General features: G+C 70.0%; 14 protein-coding genes and 5 pseudogenes. 11 read left to right on the top strand and 8 right to left on the bottom strand.

Features of this window, described 5'->3' with window-relative positions; translation table 11 throughout:
- Positions 1-178: 178 nt before the first annotated feature.
- Positions 179-433, top strand: a pseudogene (locus AC2W7C_RS04335) (cell wall hydrolase); the annotation flags it as partial.
- A gap of 334 nt (positions 434-767) precedes the next feature.
- On the opposite strand, the gene AC2W7C_RS04330 reads toward AC2W7C_RS04335, so the two are convergent.
- The 4 genes and pseudogenes from AC2W7C_RS04330 to AC2W7C_RS04315 all read right to left on the bottom strand — a co-directional run.
- Entirely contained in the window at positions 768-995 is a 228-nt protein-coding gene (locus AC2W7C_RS04330) for a hypothetical protein (protein WP_486000338.1), read from the bottom strand.
- A gap of 2 nt (positions 996-997) precedes the next feature.
- Positions 998-1,213 carry a hypothetical protein gene (locus AC2W7C_RS04325; RefSeq protein WP_486000337.1) on the bottom strand — a complete coding sequence of 72 codons (216 nt, stop codon included), beginning with the start codon at positions 1,211-1,213 and terminating at the stop codon, positions 998-1,000.
- A gap of 74 nt (positions 1,214-1,287) precedes the next feature.
- Positions 1,288-2,133, bottom strand: a complete 846-nt coding sequence (nadC, locus tag AC2W7C_RS04320; protein ID WP_486000339.1) for a carboxylating nicotinate-nucleotide diphosphorylase — start codon at positions 2,131-2,133, stop codon at positions 1,288-1,290.
- Between the two features lie 957 nt (positions 2,134-3,090).
- Positions 3,091-3,402 (bottom strand): annotated as a pseudogene (locus AC2W7C_RS04315) (Wzz/FepE/Etk N-terminal domain-containing protein); the annotation flags it as partial.
- A gap of 123 nt (positions 3,403-3,525) precedes the next feature.
- Here AC2W7C_RS04315 and AC2W7C_RS04310 point away from each other — a divergent pair.
- From AC2W7C_RS04310 to AC2W7C_RS04300, 3 genes are read left to right on the top strand one after another with little or no spacing between them, the layout of a single operon-like run.
- Positions 3,526-3,795 (top strand): hypothetical protein, encoded by a 270-nt coding sequence (locus AC2W7C_RS04310; RefSeq protein WP_486000336.1) that lies wholly within the window; start codon positions 3,526-3,528, stop codon positions 3,793-3,795.
- A gap of 38 nt (positions 3,796-3,833) precedes the next feature.
- Complete coding sequence (locus tag AC2W7C_RS04305) at positions 3,834-4,331, top strand: polysaccharide biosynthesis/export family protein (RefSeq protein WP_486000335.1); 498 nt, start codon at positions 3,834-3,836, stop codon at positions 4,329-4,331.
- Positions 4,332-4,387: 56 nt separating this feature from the next.
- The gene (locus AC2W7C_RS04300) at positions 4,388-4,765 is read left to right on the top strand and encodes a four helix bundle protein (protein ID WP_486000334.1); all 378 of its coding nucleotides are present in this window, start codon (positions 4,388-4,390) and stop codon (positions 4,763-4,765) included.
- A gap of 34 nt (positions 4,766-4,799) precedes the next feature.
- Here the strand turns inward: AC2W7C_RS04300 and AC2W7C_RS04295 are convergent, their stop codons facing one another.
- On the bottom strand, positions 4,800-5,102 hold the full coding sequence (locus tag AC2W7C_RS04295) for a sel1 repeat family protein (protein WP_486000333.1): 303 nt from the start codon (positions 5,100-5,102) through the stop codon (positions 4,800-4,802).
- 214 nt (positions 5,103-5,316) lie between these two features.
- On the bottom strand, positions 5,317-6,036 hold the full coding sequence (locus AC2W7C_RS04290; protein WP_486000332.1) for a glutathione S-transferase family protein: 720 nt from the start codon (positions 6,034-6,036) through the stop codon (positions 5,317-5,319).
- Between the two features lie 164 nt (positions 6,037-6,200).
- On the opposite strand from AC2W7C_RS04290, the gene AC2W7C_RS04285 reads away from it, so the two are divergent.
- The 5 genes and pseudogenes from AC2W7C_RS04285 to ispF form a co-directional block, all read left to right on the top strand.
- Entirely contained in the window at positions 6,201-6,626 is a 426-nt protein-coding gene (locus tag AC2W7C_RS04285; RefSeq protein ID WP_486000331.1) for an RcnB family protein, read from the top strand.
- A gap of 161 nt (positions 6,627-6,787) precedes the next feature.
- Positions 6,788-7,669, top strand: a complete 882-nt coding sequence (locus tag AC2W7C_RS04280; RefSeq protein WP_486000330.1) for an RcnB family protein — start codon at positions 6,788-6,790, stop codon at positions 7,667-7,669.
- Between the two features lie 104 nt (positions 7,670-7,773).
- Entirely contained in the window at positions 7,774-9,999 is a 2,226-nt protein-coding gene (locus tag AC2W7C_RS04275) for an RNA degradosome polyphosphate kinase (RefSeq protein WP_486000329.1), read from the top strand.
- Entirely contained in the window at positions 9,999-10,976 is a 978-nt protein-coding gene (locus tag AC2W7C_RS04270) for a Ppx/GppA phosphatase family protein (RefSeq protein WP_486000328.1), read from the top strand. Before AC2W7C_RS04275 ends, AC2W7C_RS04270 begins: the two co-directional genes overlap by 1 nt.
- Positions 10,977-11,030: 54 nt before the next feature.
- Positions 11,031-11,797, top strand: a pseudogene (ispF, locus tag AC2W7C_RS04265) (2-C-methyl-D-erythritol 2,4-cyclodiphosphate synthase); the annotation flags it as partial.
- A gap of 4 nt (positions 11,798-11,801) precedes the next feature.
- On the opposite strand, the pseudogene AC2W7C_RS04260 reads toward ispF, so the two are convergent.
- A pseudogene (locus AC2W7C_RS04260) lies at positions 11,802-14,098 on the bottom strand (spermidine synthase).
- Between the two features lie 81 nt (positions 14,099-14,179).
- Between AC2W7C_RS04260 and AC2W7C_RS04255 the strand changes: the two are divergent.
- Both AC2W7C_RS04255 and AC2W7C_RS04250 read left to right on the top strand, forming a co-directional pair.
- Positions 14,180-14,669 (top strand): annotated as a pseudogene (locus AC2W7C_RS04255) (CinA family protein).
- Complete coding sequence (locus AC2W7C_RS04250; protein ID WP_486000327.1) at positions 14,666-14,896, top strand: sulfurtransferase TusA family protein; 231 nt, start codon at positions 14,666-14,668, stop codon at positions 14,894-14,896. Before AC2W7C_RS04255 ends, AC2W7C_RS04250 begins: the two are co-directional and overlap by 4 nt.
- Here the strand turns inward: AC2W7C_RS04250 and AC2W7C_RS04245 are convergent.
- Positions 14,859-15,119 (bottom strand): YhjD/YihY/BrkB family envelope integrity protein, encoded by a 261-nt coding sequence (locus AC2W7C_RS04245; RefSeq protein ID WP_486000326.1) that lies wholly within the window; start codon positions 15,117-15,119, stop codon positions 14,859-14,861. The genes AC2W7C_RS04250 and AC2W7C_RS04245 overlap by 38 nt on opposite strands.
- Between the last annotated feature and the right edge of the window lie 164 nt (positions 15,120-15,283).

The raw sequence follows: 15,283 nt of genomic DNA, 5'->3' as shown, positions 1-15,283 counted from the left end.
ACGCCAGGCTGAGCGCGGCGGCGGAGCGGAGCGCGACGCCGCCCTGCGCCGCGTCAACCTGACCGCGCCCCAGGCCGCCCAGCCGTTCCGGCTCGGCAGCGCGCTGGACGCCTCGCGCGATCTCGATTGCCTGACCCAGGCCGCCTACTACGAAGCGCGCGGCGAAGGCCGCGACGGCATGCGCGCCGTGGCCCAGGTCGTGCTGAACCGGGTCCGCCACCCCGCCTTCCCCAAGAGCGTCTGCGGCGTCGTCTTCCAGGGCGCCGGCCGCCGGACGGGCTGCCAGTTCAGCTTCACCTGCGACGGGTCCATGCGCGGCCGGGTCAACCGCGCCGCCTGGGATCGCGCCCCGCGCCCGTCGCCTCGGCCGCCCTGTCGGGGTTCGGTCTACGCCGGCGTCGGCAACGCCACCCATTTCCACACCACGGGCGTCGCGCCCCAGTGGCGCAATTCGCTGATCCGCGTCAGCCAGGTCGGCGATCACCTGTTCTACCGCTTCGGCGGGCGGGCGGGCTCGCGGGCCGCTTTCAGCTACGCCGCGCGCCCCTCGACCGGCGCCGACGAACCGCGCCTGATCCAGGCCAGCCTGGATCCGACCGGACCGTGCGCGAGGCCGGCGCGTCGCCTACAGCCTGCTGGTCCAGCAGGAGAGCGGCGCCCAGCCGGCTCAGGCTCCGGCTCAACCTCAGACCCCGCCGCCCTCCGTGGTGGTGGCTCCGGCCGCGGCGCCGGCGGCGAACGCCCCGGAAGCCGCTCCCCGCCGCTGATCAGGCGTCCCTGTCGCCCTTCGACGAGCGATGCGCGTCGTCGTGGCTGTGCTTCAGGTCTCTTTCGCCGCCCCCGCCCGAAACCTTGCTGTTGCGGGGATTGGTCGGCCCGCCCTCGCGCGGGTCCTCGAACGTCGGCGGCTCGGCCTTGGCGTTCTGGTGGCTGGAGCCTGGACCGCCCCAGCGCTTCTCGTCGACGGGTTCGGGCGTGTGTTGGTTGTTGGCCATGGTCAGCGGTCCTGGACCTTCCAGTGCGTCGTCAGGTTCTGGCGCAGATTTCCGTAGCGGCCTTGTTGCGACAGGTTGACGTCGGCGTCTCCCGGCTGGCCCGACTGGACGCCGGTCTCCAGGTCGCGGCGATCGGCGGTCATCGCCTCGTCCAGGGCCTTTCCGCCCCGGTCGGCGAAGCTGATCTGCTCTTTCGGAATGCGAGGCGCATGGGTCATCGGCTTCTCCTTCATACGGAAGGAAAACCGCCCCGCGCGCCGGGTGTTCCGTAGCGGCGTTCGCCGCGCCGGTGTCAGCGCGCGTCCAGGCCGATGTCCAGCGAGGCCGCCGAATGGGTCAGGGCCCCGACCGAGATCACGTCCACGCCGGTCTCGGCGATGTCGCGCACCGTCTCCAGATTGACCCCGCCCGACGCCTCCAGCGTCACCCGTCCCGCCGTTCGGGCGACCGCCTCGCGCAGCATCGGCAGGGTGAAGTTGTCCAGCATGATCACGTCCGGCCCCTCGGCCAGGGCCTCGTCCAGCTGGGCCAGGCCGTCGACCTCGACCTCCACCTTCATCAGATGGCCGGCGGCGGCCCGGGCCCGGCGAACGGCCTCGCCCACCCCGCCGCAGACCGCCACGTGGTTGTCCTTGATCAGGATCGCATCATCCAGGCCGAACCGGTGGTTCAACCCTCCGCCGCACAGCACCGCGTGCTTCTCCAGCGCCCGCAGGCCGGGCGTGGTCTTGCGGGTGTCGGCGATCCGCGCGCGCGTTCCCTTCACCGCCTCCACATAGGCCCGCGTCAGGGTCGCGATCCCGCACATCCGGCCCAGCAGGTTCAGCGCCGTGCGCTCGGCGGCCAGGAACGCGCGGGCGTCGGCCTCCACCTCGGCCAGCACGGCGCCGGCCTCGAACGCGTCGCCGTCGCAAAGCTTCAAGTCGATCGCCGCCTTCGGGTCCATCGCCAGCACGCTCAGCCGCACGCAATCGATCCCGGCCAGGACGCCGGCCTTGCGCGCGGCGAACACCGCCCGCATCCGCGCGCCCTGGGGAACGCAGGCCGCCGCGGTCACGTCACCCGCCCGGCCCAGATCTTCGGCCAGGGCCAGACGCACCACCGGCTCGATCAGCAGGTCGGGAAGCGGTCGGATCATCGGGGTCTCGCTCATTCCGCCGCCAGGACGGCCGCGGGGGCCCCGGCGTTGCGCAGGCGGGTGTGGCGCGCTGTCGCCGTCGTTTCCGGGAAGTCGGCGCGGAAAATGCCCGCCTCGGCTCTCGCGCCGGGCCAGGGCCGCCTGGGCGATCAGGCGGGTCAGCTCCGCCTGGCGTCCGCGCAGCTGGCTCAGCTGCCCCTCCAGCACCGCCAGACGGGCCGCCAAGGCGTCGCGGTCGGCGGCGGCGTTGATGCGAGTGGTCTCGATCTCGGTGAAGATGGTGCTGGGCCCCAGCCGCATCTCCTTGGCGCCCACCGCCGTGCCCGTCGCCACATAGGCCTGCAGCGCCGCGATCCGCTCGTCGATGTCGCGAACCGGCTGGGCGTCTTCGGTGTACCGCGCCAGCAGGTTCTCGCGCTCGGTGCGCAGCTGCAGGATCTGGTCCTGGGCCGAGATGTTCAGGTCCCGCTGCAGAACCACCTCGGCGGGCTGGCGGGACAGCTGCGCCTCCAGCGTCGCCAGGCGCTGGCTGGCCTGGTTCAGCTGAGCACGGACCGATAGGGCGTCGGCGAACACGGTCTGGTAGGTCGCCGCCAGGGTCGCCTTGGCTGTGGCGAAGTCGCCGATCGCGTTGGACTGCAGGAAGGCCTCGTACGCCTGGTCCGCGTCCGCCAGTTCGTCCTCGAAGGCTTCGCGCTGGGCGGCGAAGGCGGGCGCGGCCCCGTCGCTGAACACCGCCCGGCGCTGCAGCAGATATTGGTCGACGATGGCGTTCAGGATCCGGGCCGATCGCTGCGCGTCGTCGGATTCGTAGGATACGGCGATGATCGCGCTGCCGGCGGTGACGCCGACGCCCAGGCCGCCGTCCAACGCCTTCAGCGCCGCCGTCTCCTTCTCGGCGGCCGTCCCCTTGGCCTTGGGGCCCAGAATGGCGTCGGCGCCCAGCGCCCGCACCGTCCGGCGCTTGACCTCCAGGCTGCCCAGGATGGCGGCTTCGGACTGGGCCACGGCGTCGGCTTCCAGCGGCTGGCCGCTGCGATCCGTCGGCAGGGCGCCGACGCGCGGCTGATAGACGTACTCCTGCCCCGCCCCGGCATAGACGCTGGCCGTGGCCGTGTAGGTCTTCTTGAGCATCAGCACGGCCGCCGCTCCGATCGCGAACACGACCAGGAAGATCAGCACCATCAGCAGCAGTTCGCGGAACAGCAGGCCGACGATGTCGGCGATCCCGTACCGCGGGCGGACTGTGGTGTAGGCCGTCGTGCGCATGCGGGGCGGACTGATTCCATGGAACGGGAGTGTGCGAGAGCAGCCTTCGCCCACCGGCGTTAACCATGGGTTACCCATAACCGCTCCACCTTGCCGCCAACGCCGTTCCGGAGCGATTCCGCCATGTCCATCGACCGTCGCCTGCTGCTTCTGGGCCTGATCGGCGCCGGCGGAGCCCTGACGTCGGGCTGTGGAGGCGGGGCGGACCTGTTCGCCGGCGGCGAGTCTCGCCTGCCCCTGCCCGCCTCTGCCGGCGCCGGCGGCCGGGTTCAGGCCGTCGACCGCGGGGCCTTCCCCGAGATCGGCTTCGCGGACTGGTCGGACGACGAGCCCGAATACGTCCTCTACCCCGGCGACGAGATCGAGATCGCCACCCCGACGCCGTCGAACTGACCCGCACCCAGAAGATCGGCCCCGACGGCCGCGTCTCCTTGCCGCTGGTCGGCCAGCTGATGGCGGCGGACCGCACCATCGCGGAACTGGAGAGCGACGCCTCGGCCGCCTACGCCAGCCAGTTGCGCCGCCCCGTCGTCGAGGTCACGCTGAAGACCGCCGGCCCGATCCGCGTCTGGGTCGGCGGCGAGGTGCGCACCCCCGGCATGATCGAGATGAACGGCGACCTGGACGCCTACCAGGCCGTCATCCAGGCCGGCGACTTCCTGCCGGGAGCGAAACAGGACCGGGTCGCCCTGATCCGGCGGGGCCGCGGCGGCGTGCGCATGCTGCGGGGGGTGGATCTCCGGCCTCGCCGGGGGGAGGTCGTGGCGCTCCGGCGCGGCGACATCCTCTACGTCCCGCGCACCGAACTGGCCGAGGTCGCCAACTGGGTCACCCAGTTCCGCAACGCCCTGCCCATCGGCTTCACCTACGCCATCGGCGGCAGTATCAGAACTTCTAGACACGCAAAGATTGTGCGCGGAAGTGGTTAGTGGCTAGTGATTAGTGGTTGGTCCGAGCGAGGGCCGCTGACAATCATCGCGGAGCCATGACTGCCGGCGTTACCAGCTATCGTGACCTGCAGGTTTGGCGGAGGGCTCTGGATTGGGCGGAAGCCATCTACGAGGCGACGGCGCACTGGCCTCGCGATGAGCGCTTCGGCCTGATCAGCCAGGTCCGACGGGCCGCCGTCTCCGTCGTCTCCAACCTGGCCGAAGGCGCTGCTCGACGCACCACCGGGGAGTTCTTGCAATTCGTCGGCATGGCGCGCGGTTCGTTGGCCGAGGCCGAGACGCAACTGCTTCTCGCCGAGAGACTTGGCTATCTCCTGCGTCCAGACGCCAAGGCCCTACTGAACGGCTCCGAAGAGATCAGCCGAATGCTGGTGGCGCTCTCTAGCTCGCTGAAGCGTCGCACGGACGATTGATCAGCAGCCACTAACCACTAATCACTTCCCGCGCTCAGGCGGCGAGCGTGACCACCCCGGCGTCGATCCAGTACCGAGCCGCCTTCTGGGCCTCGGCGATCTCTTCGCGCTCCATCTCCTGGCTCATCTCGCGGCGATAGACGCGCGCCTCGATGGAGCCCTTCATGGCCGCCAGGTTGAAGATCATGTGGGCCGAAACGCGGTCCATCGGGCATCCGCCCTGGCCGGTCGAATACATCATGCCCAGACGGAACAGGTCGTCGCCGTTCATGTCGGCGGTTGGCAAGGGCAGGCCCTGCTCTTCGTTGACCTCGGGCGCCATTTCTTGCGCGTTCATCACCGTGTCTCCCGGAACTGGAGCCCTTCTGGCTCCGCCCTCTGACGCGAATGAAATACCTGCGGTTTGAAGTTAAAGTTAACGTCGACAGGCCCTGAACGGCCTTTTCGGCGACGGCTGCGTGAATATTGATCGGCGTAAAGACCTCTGAAATCTCTTCGAAATCTCTGATTCAGGTCCCCTAACGAAGAGTCACCGCCGTCTTGGCGAAGGGTTACCGGGCGCGCTGCCCGAACAGCAGCTTGCGGGCCAGTTCGCCCTCCTTGCCCGACGCGGCCAGGTTGCGATGCAGATCCAGGCCGACGGCGCGGCCGGCCTTCACCGCCGGACGCTCCCCCACCCGCGCGACCCAGGCCTTCAGATTGGGGAAGTCGTCCAGGTCCTGTCCCTGGTTGGCGGGCAGTATCCAGGGCCAGACGGCCATGTCGGCGATCGAATAGGCTCCGGCCAGGTGCGCCCGGTCGGCCAGCCGCCGGTCCAGCACGCCGTAAAGGCGGTTCGTCTCGTCGGTGTAGCGTCGCACGCCGTAGGCCAGGTGCCGCTGGTCCTGGACCATCGCCGGCGCGTACTGGCGGAAGTGATGGGTCTGGCCCGCCATCGGCCCCAGCCCGCCGACCTGCCAGAACAGCCACTGGTCCACCTCGGCCTTGCCGCGCGCGTCGCGCGGATAGAACCGGCCCGACTTGGCGCCGAGGTACTGCAGGATGGCGCCGGACTCGAAGATCGGCAACGGCATGCCGTCCGGCCCGTCCGGATCGACGATGGCCGGCATCCGTCCGTTGGGGCTGATCGCCTGGAAGGCCGGGGCGAACTGCTCTCCCGCGCCGATGTTCACCGGCCGAACCTCGTACGGCAGCCCCATCTCCTCCAGGGCGATGGTGATCTTCCAGCCGTTGGGCGTGGGCCAGTACCAGAGTTCGATGGGACGGGTCATCTCGGCTCCTGCGGCGTCCGCACCGAGATGGGCGCAAGGCCGACCCGACGCAATCGCCGAACCTGACGGAGACGTTCAGGGGCGGTTCACGCGGCCAGGCCGACCTTGACCCATGCTTAACGGGCCGGATCGCGTTTTCCGTCGCCCCGAGATGGAGAATGTTCATGAACCGCTTCACCAAGGCCGCGGTCATCGGGCTGGCCCTGGCCGCCACGGCCGCCCCGCTCGCCGCCCAGGCTCAGGATCGCGGCGACCGCCGCGAGTGGCGCCAGGAGCGCCGCTGGGACCGCAGCAACCGTGACTGGTGGCGCGGCCGCAGCGACTTCCGCGACTATCGCGGGGCCCGCAGCGGCTATTGGTACGCCCCCAGCTATGGCTATTACCGGGTCGAGCCGCGCTACTACGGCTACCGCTGGCAGCGGGGCGGCTACCTGCCCTCGGCCTACCGCGACTACTATGTGCGCGATCCCTACGTCTACAATCTGCGGCCCGCGCCGCGCGGCTACCGGTATGTCCACGCCGGCAACGACATCGTGCTGATGGCGGTGGCCACCGGCCTGATCTCCAGCGTCCTCTACGACGTCTTCTAGGCCCGCCCATCTGACTGAGAACACGCCCTGCGGACGCGCGCCCGCAGGGCGTGTTGCGTCCGTCCGGTCCGACGACGCCGTTCGTTCAGTCGCGGTTCATGGACCCGGGACGACCGTGGCCGCAAGCCGTCTGACAGGGACGTGCGGAGAAAAGTACGAGAATGAAACGCGCATTCATGGTGGCGGTCGCTATCACGGCCTTTGTCGCGCCAGCGGTGGCGCCCTTGGCCTCGGCCGCCCAGGACATGGAACGTCGGTCCGCCGGCGAGCAGGACCGGGCCGAACGGCGTCGGATGCAAACCGAGAGCGCGTCGGGCGAACGCCCCGAACGCCCGACGCCGCCCCAGGACCCCCGCCCGCCTCGCCCGAACCGGCCCGACAGACCGGATCGGCCTAGCCGCCCTGATCGGCCGGATCGTCCTGATCTGCCGGATCGGCCGGATCGGCCGCAGCATCCGCGTCCCGACCGGCCCGACCGCCCTCACCGGCCAGACCGTCCGGACAGACCGGACCGCCCGGACCGGCCGCAGTATCCGCGTCCGGATCGCCCGGATCGCCCGAACTGGCCTGACAGGCCTGACCGGCCAAACCGTCCCGACCGGCCTGATCGCCCCGACCGCCCGGATCGTCCGGACAGGCCTCAGCGTCCCGACGGCGGCTGGAACCGCGACCGGGACCGCGACGAGTTCCGGCGTCGGTTCGACGGCGACCAGTGGCGTCGCGACTGGCGACGCCGCCACGGCGACGGCTGGTGGCGCAACGACCGCCGCTGGCGGGGCTACAACGGCGTCCGGTTCGGATTCTATTTCGCGCCTGGCTACGGCTACTACAGCGTCCCGCGCTCGTATTGGAACCAGCGCTGGTACGTGGGCGACTACCTGCCGTCGATCTTCTGGCGCTACCGGCTGGACGACTGGCGCACCTACGGCCTGGGCTATCCGCCCGCGGGCACGCGCTGGGTGCTGGTCGACAACCACATCTATCTGATCGACGAATACGACGGCTACATCATCGACGTCATCTACGACGCCTGGCGCTGGTAGTTCGTCCGTAGGGGGACGAAACGCCGTCCGGCCGCGCGCCGGGCGGCGTTTTTCGTCGCGGGACCGAGGTTGCGGCGCGCATCGCGACGCGCCAGAACCCCCTCATGACCGATCCGGCGATCATCGACGGCGCCAACGGCGAAGAGGTTCCCTCCTCCCGCGCGCCGCAGCTTCAGCTGTCCGAGGACCTGATGGCCTCGCCCAGCCGGTTCTTCAACCGCGAGGCCTCGTGGCTGGCGTTCAACGGCCGGGTGCTGGAGGAAGCCGCCAACCCCGCCCACCCCCTGCTGGAGCGGCTGCGCTTCCTCTCGATCTCGGCCAACAACCTGGACGAGTTCTTCATGACGCGCGTGGCCGGCCTGAAGGGGCAGGTGCGCGAGCGGGTCCGCGTCGTTTCGCCCGACGGCCTGACCCCGGCCGAGACCCTGGAGACCGTCAACGTCGCCGCCAACGTCCTGATGGCCGAGCAGCAGCGCCGTTGGCGCAAGCTGCGCAAGGAACTCGCCGTCGCCGGCGTCGAGGTCGTCGATCCGGGCCGGATCACCAAGACCGAGCGCGAACGGCTGGAGCCCGAGTTCCTGAACCAGCTGTTCGCCGTGCTGACGCCGATGGCCATCGACCCGGCGCACCCCTTCCCCTTCCTGCCCAACCTCGGCTTCTCGCTGGCCCTGAAGCTGAAACGGAAGTCCGACCGCCGCACCCTCTACGCCCTGGTCCCGGTGCCGACCCAGGTGAAGCGCTTCTGGCCCCTGGCCACGGATGGCCGCTCCACGCCGGGCCGCAAGCGGTTCATCACCCTGGAAGGCCTGCTGACGCTCTTCATCGACCACCTGTTCCCCGGCTGCGAGGTGCTGGAGCGCGGCGTCTTCCGCCTGATCCGCGATAGCGACATCGAGATCGAGGAAGAGGCCGAGGACCTGGTCATGGAGTTCGAGGAGGCGCTCAAGCAGCGTCGCCTCGGCTCGGTCGTGCGCATCAAGATCGAGGCCTCTATGCCCGACGACCTGCGCACCTTCATCACCGATGAACTGGGCGCCGCGCCCGAGGACACCGTCCTTGTCGATGGCATGCTGGGTCTGGCGCAGCTGTCCGAGCTGATCCCGGGCGGCCATCCGGATCTGAAATTCCCCGGCTACGAGCCGCGCTATCCTGAGCGGGTCCGCGACAACGGCGGCGACATCTTCGCCGCCGTCCGCGAGAAGGACATGCTGATCCACCATCCGTTCGAGAGCTTCGACGTGGTGGTCCAGTTCCTGCGCCAGGCCGCGCGCGATCCCAACGTCATCGCCATCAAGCAGACGCTGTACCGCACCTCCAAGGACAGCCCGATCGTCGCCGCCCTGATCGAGGCGGCCGAGAACGGCAAGAACGTCACCGCCCTGGTCGAGATCAAGGCGCGTTTCGACGAGGAGGCCAATCTGAAATGGGCCCGCGCCATGGAGCGGGCGGGCGTCCACGTGGTCTTCGGCTTCGTGGAATGGAAGACCCACGCCAAGGTCAGCGTGGTGGTGCGGCGCGAGGGCGAAGGGCTCAAGACCTACTGCCACTTCGGCACCGGCAACTACCATCCGGTCACCGCCAAGATTTACACCGACCTCAGCCTGTTCAGTTGCGACCCCGTGCTGGGCCGCGACGCCACGCGGGTGTTCAACTACATCACCGGCTACGCCCAGCCCGACGAGCTGGAAGCCCTGGTCGTCTCGCCTCTGAACATGAAGGCGACGCTGATCGACCTGATCGGCAAGGAGATGGCCGCGGCCGCGCAGGGCAAGCCGGCCGCCATCTGGGCCAAGATGAACGCCCTGGTCGATCCCGAGATCATCGACGCCCTGTACCGCGCCAGCCAGTGGGGCGTGCGCATCGAACTGGTCATCCGCGGCATCTGCTGCCTCAGGCCCGGCGTCGAGGGGCTCAGCGAGAACATCCGGGTCAAGTCGATCGTCGGCCGTTTCCTGGAGCACAGCCGCATCGTCGCCTTCGCCAACGGCCGCGACCTGCCCAACGACAAGGCGAAGGTGTTCATCTCCTCGGCCGACTGGATGCCGCGCAACCTGAACCGTCGGGTCGAGTTGATGACCCCGGTGCGCAATGCGACCGTGCATGACCAGGTGCTGGACCAGATCATGGTGGCCAACCTCAAGGACGACGCCCAGAGCTGGGTGCTGGATCCCGACGGCGCCTACCGCCGGGTCGCGCCGGCCGACCCCGAGCGGCCCTTCTCGGCCCACCGGTACTTCATGACCAACCCCAGCCTGTCGGGACGCGGCCGCAAGGTGAAGACCCTGCCCGGCCACCTCAGCTACGACCGCCCCGAGCGGAAGAAGCGTTGATGCCCGAGGCCATGCCGCCCGGAACCGCCGCGCCCCGCGAGGTCGCGGCCATCGACATCGGCTCGAACTCGGTGCGCCTGGTCCTCTACCGGCTCGAAGGGCGAGCCATCTGGACGGTCTTCAACGAAAAGGTTCTGGCCGGCCTGGGCCGCGACCTGGCGGCCACCGGCAGGTTGTCGGTCGAAGGCGCCGCCCAGGCCCTGACCGCGCTCAAGCGCTTCGCCGCCGTGATCGACGGGGTCAAGCCGGCCCACACCTTCGTCGCCGCCACCGCCGCGGTGCGCGAGGCCGCCGACGGCCCGCCTTCTGCGACCTGGTCGCCGCCCGAGACGGGCCTGGCCATCCGCGTCCTGACCGGCGAGGAGGAGGCCCGCTACGCCGCCCTGGGAGTTCTCGCCGGCATTCCCCACGCCGAGGGCGTGGCCGCCGACCTGGGCGGATCCAGCCTGGAGCTGGTGCGGATCCAGGATGGCGCGGTCGGACGCGGGATCACCCTGCCGCTCGGTCCCTTCGCCCTCGCGGACGGCAAGGGCGGTTTCGACCCGACCCGGCGGCGCGACGACATCGCCCGCCGCCTGAAGCCCGCGGGCGAGTTCAAGACGGACACCCTCTACGCCGTGGGCGGCGCCTGGCGCACCCTGGCCCAGGTCCACATGGACGTCACCGGCTATCCGCTGCACATCGTCCATCAATACGTGATGGGCGCCGACGAGGCCCGCGAGACAGCTCGGCTGGTCGCCCGCCAGTCCAAGGCCTCGCTCGAGAAGTGGCCCGGCCTGTCCCGCAAGCGCGCCGAGACCCTGCCGCACGCCGCCCTGGTCCTGGAGGGTCTGATCGAGCGCCTGGGCCTGAAGTCCATCGTCCTGTCGGCCTGGGGCGTGCGCGAAGGCCTGCTGTACGAGGCCTTTGGACGCCGAGACCGCGGGCCGCCGACCCGCTGCTGGCCGGCTCGACCGGCCCTGGGCGCACCGCCGTAGGGGGTTTCCGCCCCATCCCTTCCGGGCGCGCTCCGGGCCTGGATCGCCCCTCTGCTGCCCGCCCTGCCCGTCGCCGACAGCCTGCGCCGCGCGGTCGGGGGAACGATGGGCGATCCCGTCGAACGGGACGGCCTGTGGCGCGCTCAGACCCCGCAAGCCTTCCGGTTCGGCGTCCTGCAGGACGCTTTCGCCGCCTGGCCCGCGAACGAAGTCGCCACCGACGAGGCGACGGTCGTCCGCCGCGCCGGCGGGACGGTCCGCCTGACGCCCGGCGATCCCCGCCTGATGAAGCTCACCTACCCCGAGGATTTCGCCATGGCCGAGGCCTGATTCCCCGACAGATCCGCGTCGGCCAGGGTTTCGACGCTCATCGCTGGGGGCCCGGCGTCTCGGTTTGGCTGTGCGGCGTCGAGATTCCGCACGACCAGACGCTGATCGGCCATTCCGACGCCGACGCGGGCCTGCACGCCCTGACCGACGCGATCCTGGGGGCCATGGGCGACGGCGACATCGGCGACCACTTCCCGCCGACGGACCCGCATTGGAAGGGCGCGTCGTCAGACCTGTTCCTGATCCACGCGGTCGAGCGCCTGCATGCCCGCGGCGGGCGGCTGGTCAACGTCGATGTCACCCTGATCTGCGAGCGGCCCAAGGTGAAGCCTCACCGCCAGGCCATGCGCGAACGGCTGGCCGAGCTGCTGTCGCTTCCGCTCGACGCCGTCAGCGTCAAGGCGACCACGACCGAGGCCATGGGCTTCACCGGCCGCGGCGAGGGCCTGGCCGCCCAGGCCCTGGCGACGATCGAACTGCCGGTCGCCTGAAAACCTAGAGCGGCCGCTCCGCCGGCGGGAACTGGCTGCGCCACAGAGAGCCGAACAGGTTGACGTAGTCGTCGGTCCAGGGCCGCACCGTCGTCGGCCGCGTCGTCGACCAGCGGGCGTCGGCCTGGAAGTCGGCCAATCCCTGCCGCGTCGGCGACAGAATCAGGGCCTCCGTCGAGGCCTCGGCCATGTCGGGCATGGCGCCGCCCTCGTAGTAGATCTGGTGCAGATTGGCCTTGCCCAAGGCCTGGGCCGCGGCGATCGCCGGCAGGGTGATGTCCAGATTGCGGTTCGACAGGTGCAGCAACACCACGCCGTTCGGCTTGAGCAGGCGCAGATATCCCTCAATCGCCTCCTGCGTCAGCAGGTGGGTCGGCACGGCGTCCGACGAGAAGGCGTCGATGATCAGCAGGTCGTAGCTGCCGATCGGTTGTCGGGCCAGGGTCAGACGCGCGTCGCCCAGCACGGTGTCGATGGGCCCCTCGGCGCATTTCGAGATGAAGGTGAACCACTCCGGATCGCGCGACAGGCGGTCGACCATCGGGTCGATCTCAAAGAAGGTCATCCGATCCTCGGCGCGCTTGTAGGCGGCCATGGCGCCCGAGCCCTGACCGACCACGCCGATGCGCGCCGGGCCGCGCCGCTGAACCATCAGGGCCGACTGACCGATGGGCGTGGCGGTGTTGTAGTAGAGCGTCGGCGCACACTCGTTCAGCCCATTGCGAGCCTGGGCGCCATGCAGGGTCGTGCCATGCATCAGCACGTGGACGTCTCCGCCCATCCGGGGATCAGGGGCGTTGGCGACCCGCATCACGCCGAAGAAGCTGCGCTCGGAATAGCTCCAGTCGTAGCCGCGGGCGATCCACTGGGCCGACAGGGTGATGGCCAGCAGCACGGTGGTGAACACCAGGGCGCGATCGCGCACCAGGAAGGCGCAGACGGCGGCCGGGGCCAGCATCACCATGGCCAGCTGGCCCATGCCCATCGGGAAATACCGGTGGAAGACGGCCCGCGCCCCGTCGTCGGCTCCCAGCCATATCGACAGCCAGACCGGCGCCGAGGCCACGCAAACAGCGGCCACCAGGGCGCCCAGATACTGGCCGTTGAGCCGGCCCTTGCCCCAGGGCCGCGCCAGGCGACCAGCACCAGGACCAGGGGATACTCCCACACCATGTTGAAGATCACCGGCGCGACCAAGGCGGTGAAGGCGCCCCCCACCACGCCGCCGAGCGACATCAGCAGATAGAACTCGGTCAACCGGTCCGGCGCGGGCCGCCGCGCCGCCAGCAGTTGATGGCACATCAGGGCCGCGAAGAAGAAGGCGACCAGGTGGATGCCGAAGGCCAACGCCCAGTTGGCCGAGCGGAAGGCTACGATCAGCACGCACACCGCCCCGACCGCCGCCTGGATCACCAGGGTGATCGACAGGGGAATCCACGGCTTGTTCTGGAAGGCGATGACAAAGGTCAGCAGGTAGAGCGCCAGGGGGATGACCCACAGGAAGGGCGCCGAGGCCACGTCGGTTGACAGATGGGCGGTGACCCCCAGCATCAGGCTGGACGGAGCCGCCGCCAGCAGCACGAGAACGATCTTGTTCCGCCATGGAATGGCCGGCGAGGCCGCCAGCGGCGCGGGTTCGCCGCTCAGGTCCGCGCGCCGGCGCCAGACCACCACGGCCAACAGCACGACCATCAGCATGAAGGCCAGATAGCCGCCGCTCCAGCCCCACCGCTGGCCCGACAGGGTCGCCAGCGGCTCGATCAGCACCGGATAGGACAACAGCGCCAGGAAACTGCCCAGGTTGGAGGCGGCGTAGAGCACATAGGGATTCTTGCCGTCGGGATGGCCCGCGCGGACCCGCGCGTACCAGGCCTGCAGCAACGGCGCGGTCGCCGACAGCACCGCGAACGGCGCGCCCACGGACAGGGCCAGGGTCGCCAGCAGCCATCCGATCGGCGCCGCCGGATTGGGATCGCCCAGCCACCCGTTGACGTGAAGCGGAAGAAACAGCCCGGCGGCCAGCAGCAGCACCAGGTGGATCCCGACCTGCACCCGGATCGACCTGATCCTCTGGATCGCGTGCGCGTAGCCGTAGCCTGCCAGCAGGGCCGTCTGGAAGAACACCATGGAGGTGTTCCACACCGACGGCGACCCGCCGAGCATCGGCAGGACCAGCTTGGTCACCATCGGCTGAACCACGAACACCAGGGCCGCGGAGGTGAAGATGGCGATCGCGAACAGCGCGGGGGTCAGCCGGTCGGCCGGGCGAACGGGCGTCGTGTCGATGGTGGTGTCGCTCATGCCCGCCCCGTATGCTGGCGCCCGTACGGCGCGCGCGGCACCCTAGCCCGACTCGCACCCGCTTCGGAAAGCCCCTGACGCATGTTCCCCGACGATATCCAGGCCCTGGCCCGGCAGGTCATCGACAAGGCGCGGGCCCGGGGCCTGACGGTCGCCACAGCCGAAAGCTGCACCGGCGGTCTGGTCGCCGGCGCGTTGACCGCCATCGCCGGGTCTTCGGCCGTCGTCGAGCGCGGCTTCGTCACCTACAGCAACGCGGCCAAGGCCTCGATGCTGGGCGTGCCGGCGGAGTTGATCGAAGCTCACGGGGCGGTGTCCGAACCGGTCGCCCGGGCGATGGCCGCCGGCGCGTGACCGGTCCGAGGCGGCGGTCGCCGTCTCCGTCACCGGCGTCGCCGGCCCTGGCGGCGGCTCGACCGAGAAACCCGTCGGCCTGGTTCATTTCGCGGCGGCGGGCCCGAACGGCGTGGTTCATGTCGAACGCCGGTTCGGCGACCTGGGGCGCGACGCGGTCCGGATCGAGAGCGTCCGGGTCGCCCTGACGCTGTTGCTGGATCGGATCGGCGCATGATCGTCGACGCCCGCGGCCATCGCTGCCCCACCCCCAGCCTGAGGCTTCAGAAGGCGCTCCGCGCGCTTGGGCCGGGCGCCCGCGCGACCCTTCTGGCCACCGACCCGATGGCGCGCATCGACGTGCCCTTCCTGATGGCGGATCTGGGCGGACGGGTGATCGCCATCCGCGAGGCCGACGGCGTGCTGGCTATCGAGGTCGAGACGCCCGGCGCGCCGACAGGCTGACCACCGTCTCGGTCTCCTCGACCGGCTCCAGTTCGGGCGCGCCGGACGAGCGGGCGGCGATCTCCATCTCGGTCGCGAACGCCCCGCCGTAGAAGATGGCGTTGACGTTCCAGGACAGCCAGATCAGCAGCACCACGACCGCGCCCACCGAGCCGTAGGTCGCGCCGAGAGGCGCGATCTGCTCGACGTAGATAGCGCACAGCCACGACGAGATCGTCGACATCACCGTCGCCACCACCCCGCCCGCGATCGCGGAATCCAGGCCACCGGGGCGCGATGCGACATGGCGTAGCGGTAGAGCATGGTCAGGCCGATCGCCAGCCCCAGCGCCGGCCACAGGCCGTCCAGCGACAGCCCCGCCCCGCCCGCCGCCGCCGTCGTCGACAC

The sequence above is a fragment of the Brevundimonas sp. CURTG3B2_SDJG genome (assembly GCF_057364705.1).
Note: the sequence above shows the minus strand (reverse complement) of the source record. Positions and strands in the feature narration are given on the sequence as shown.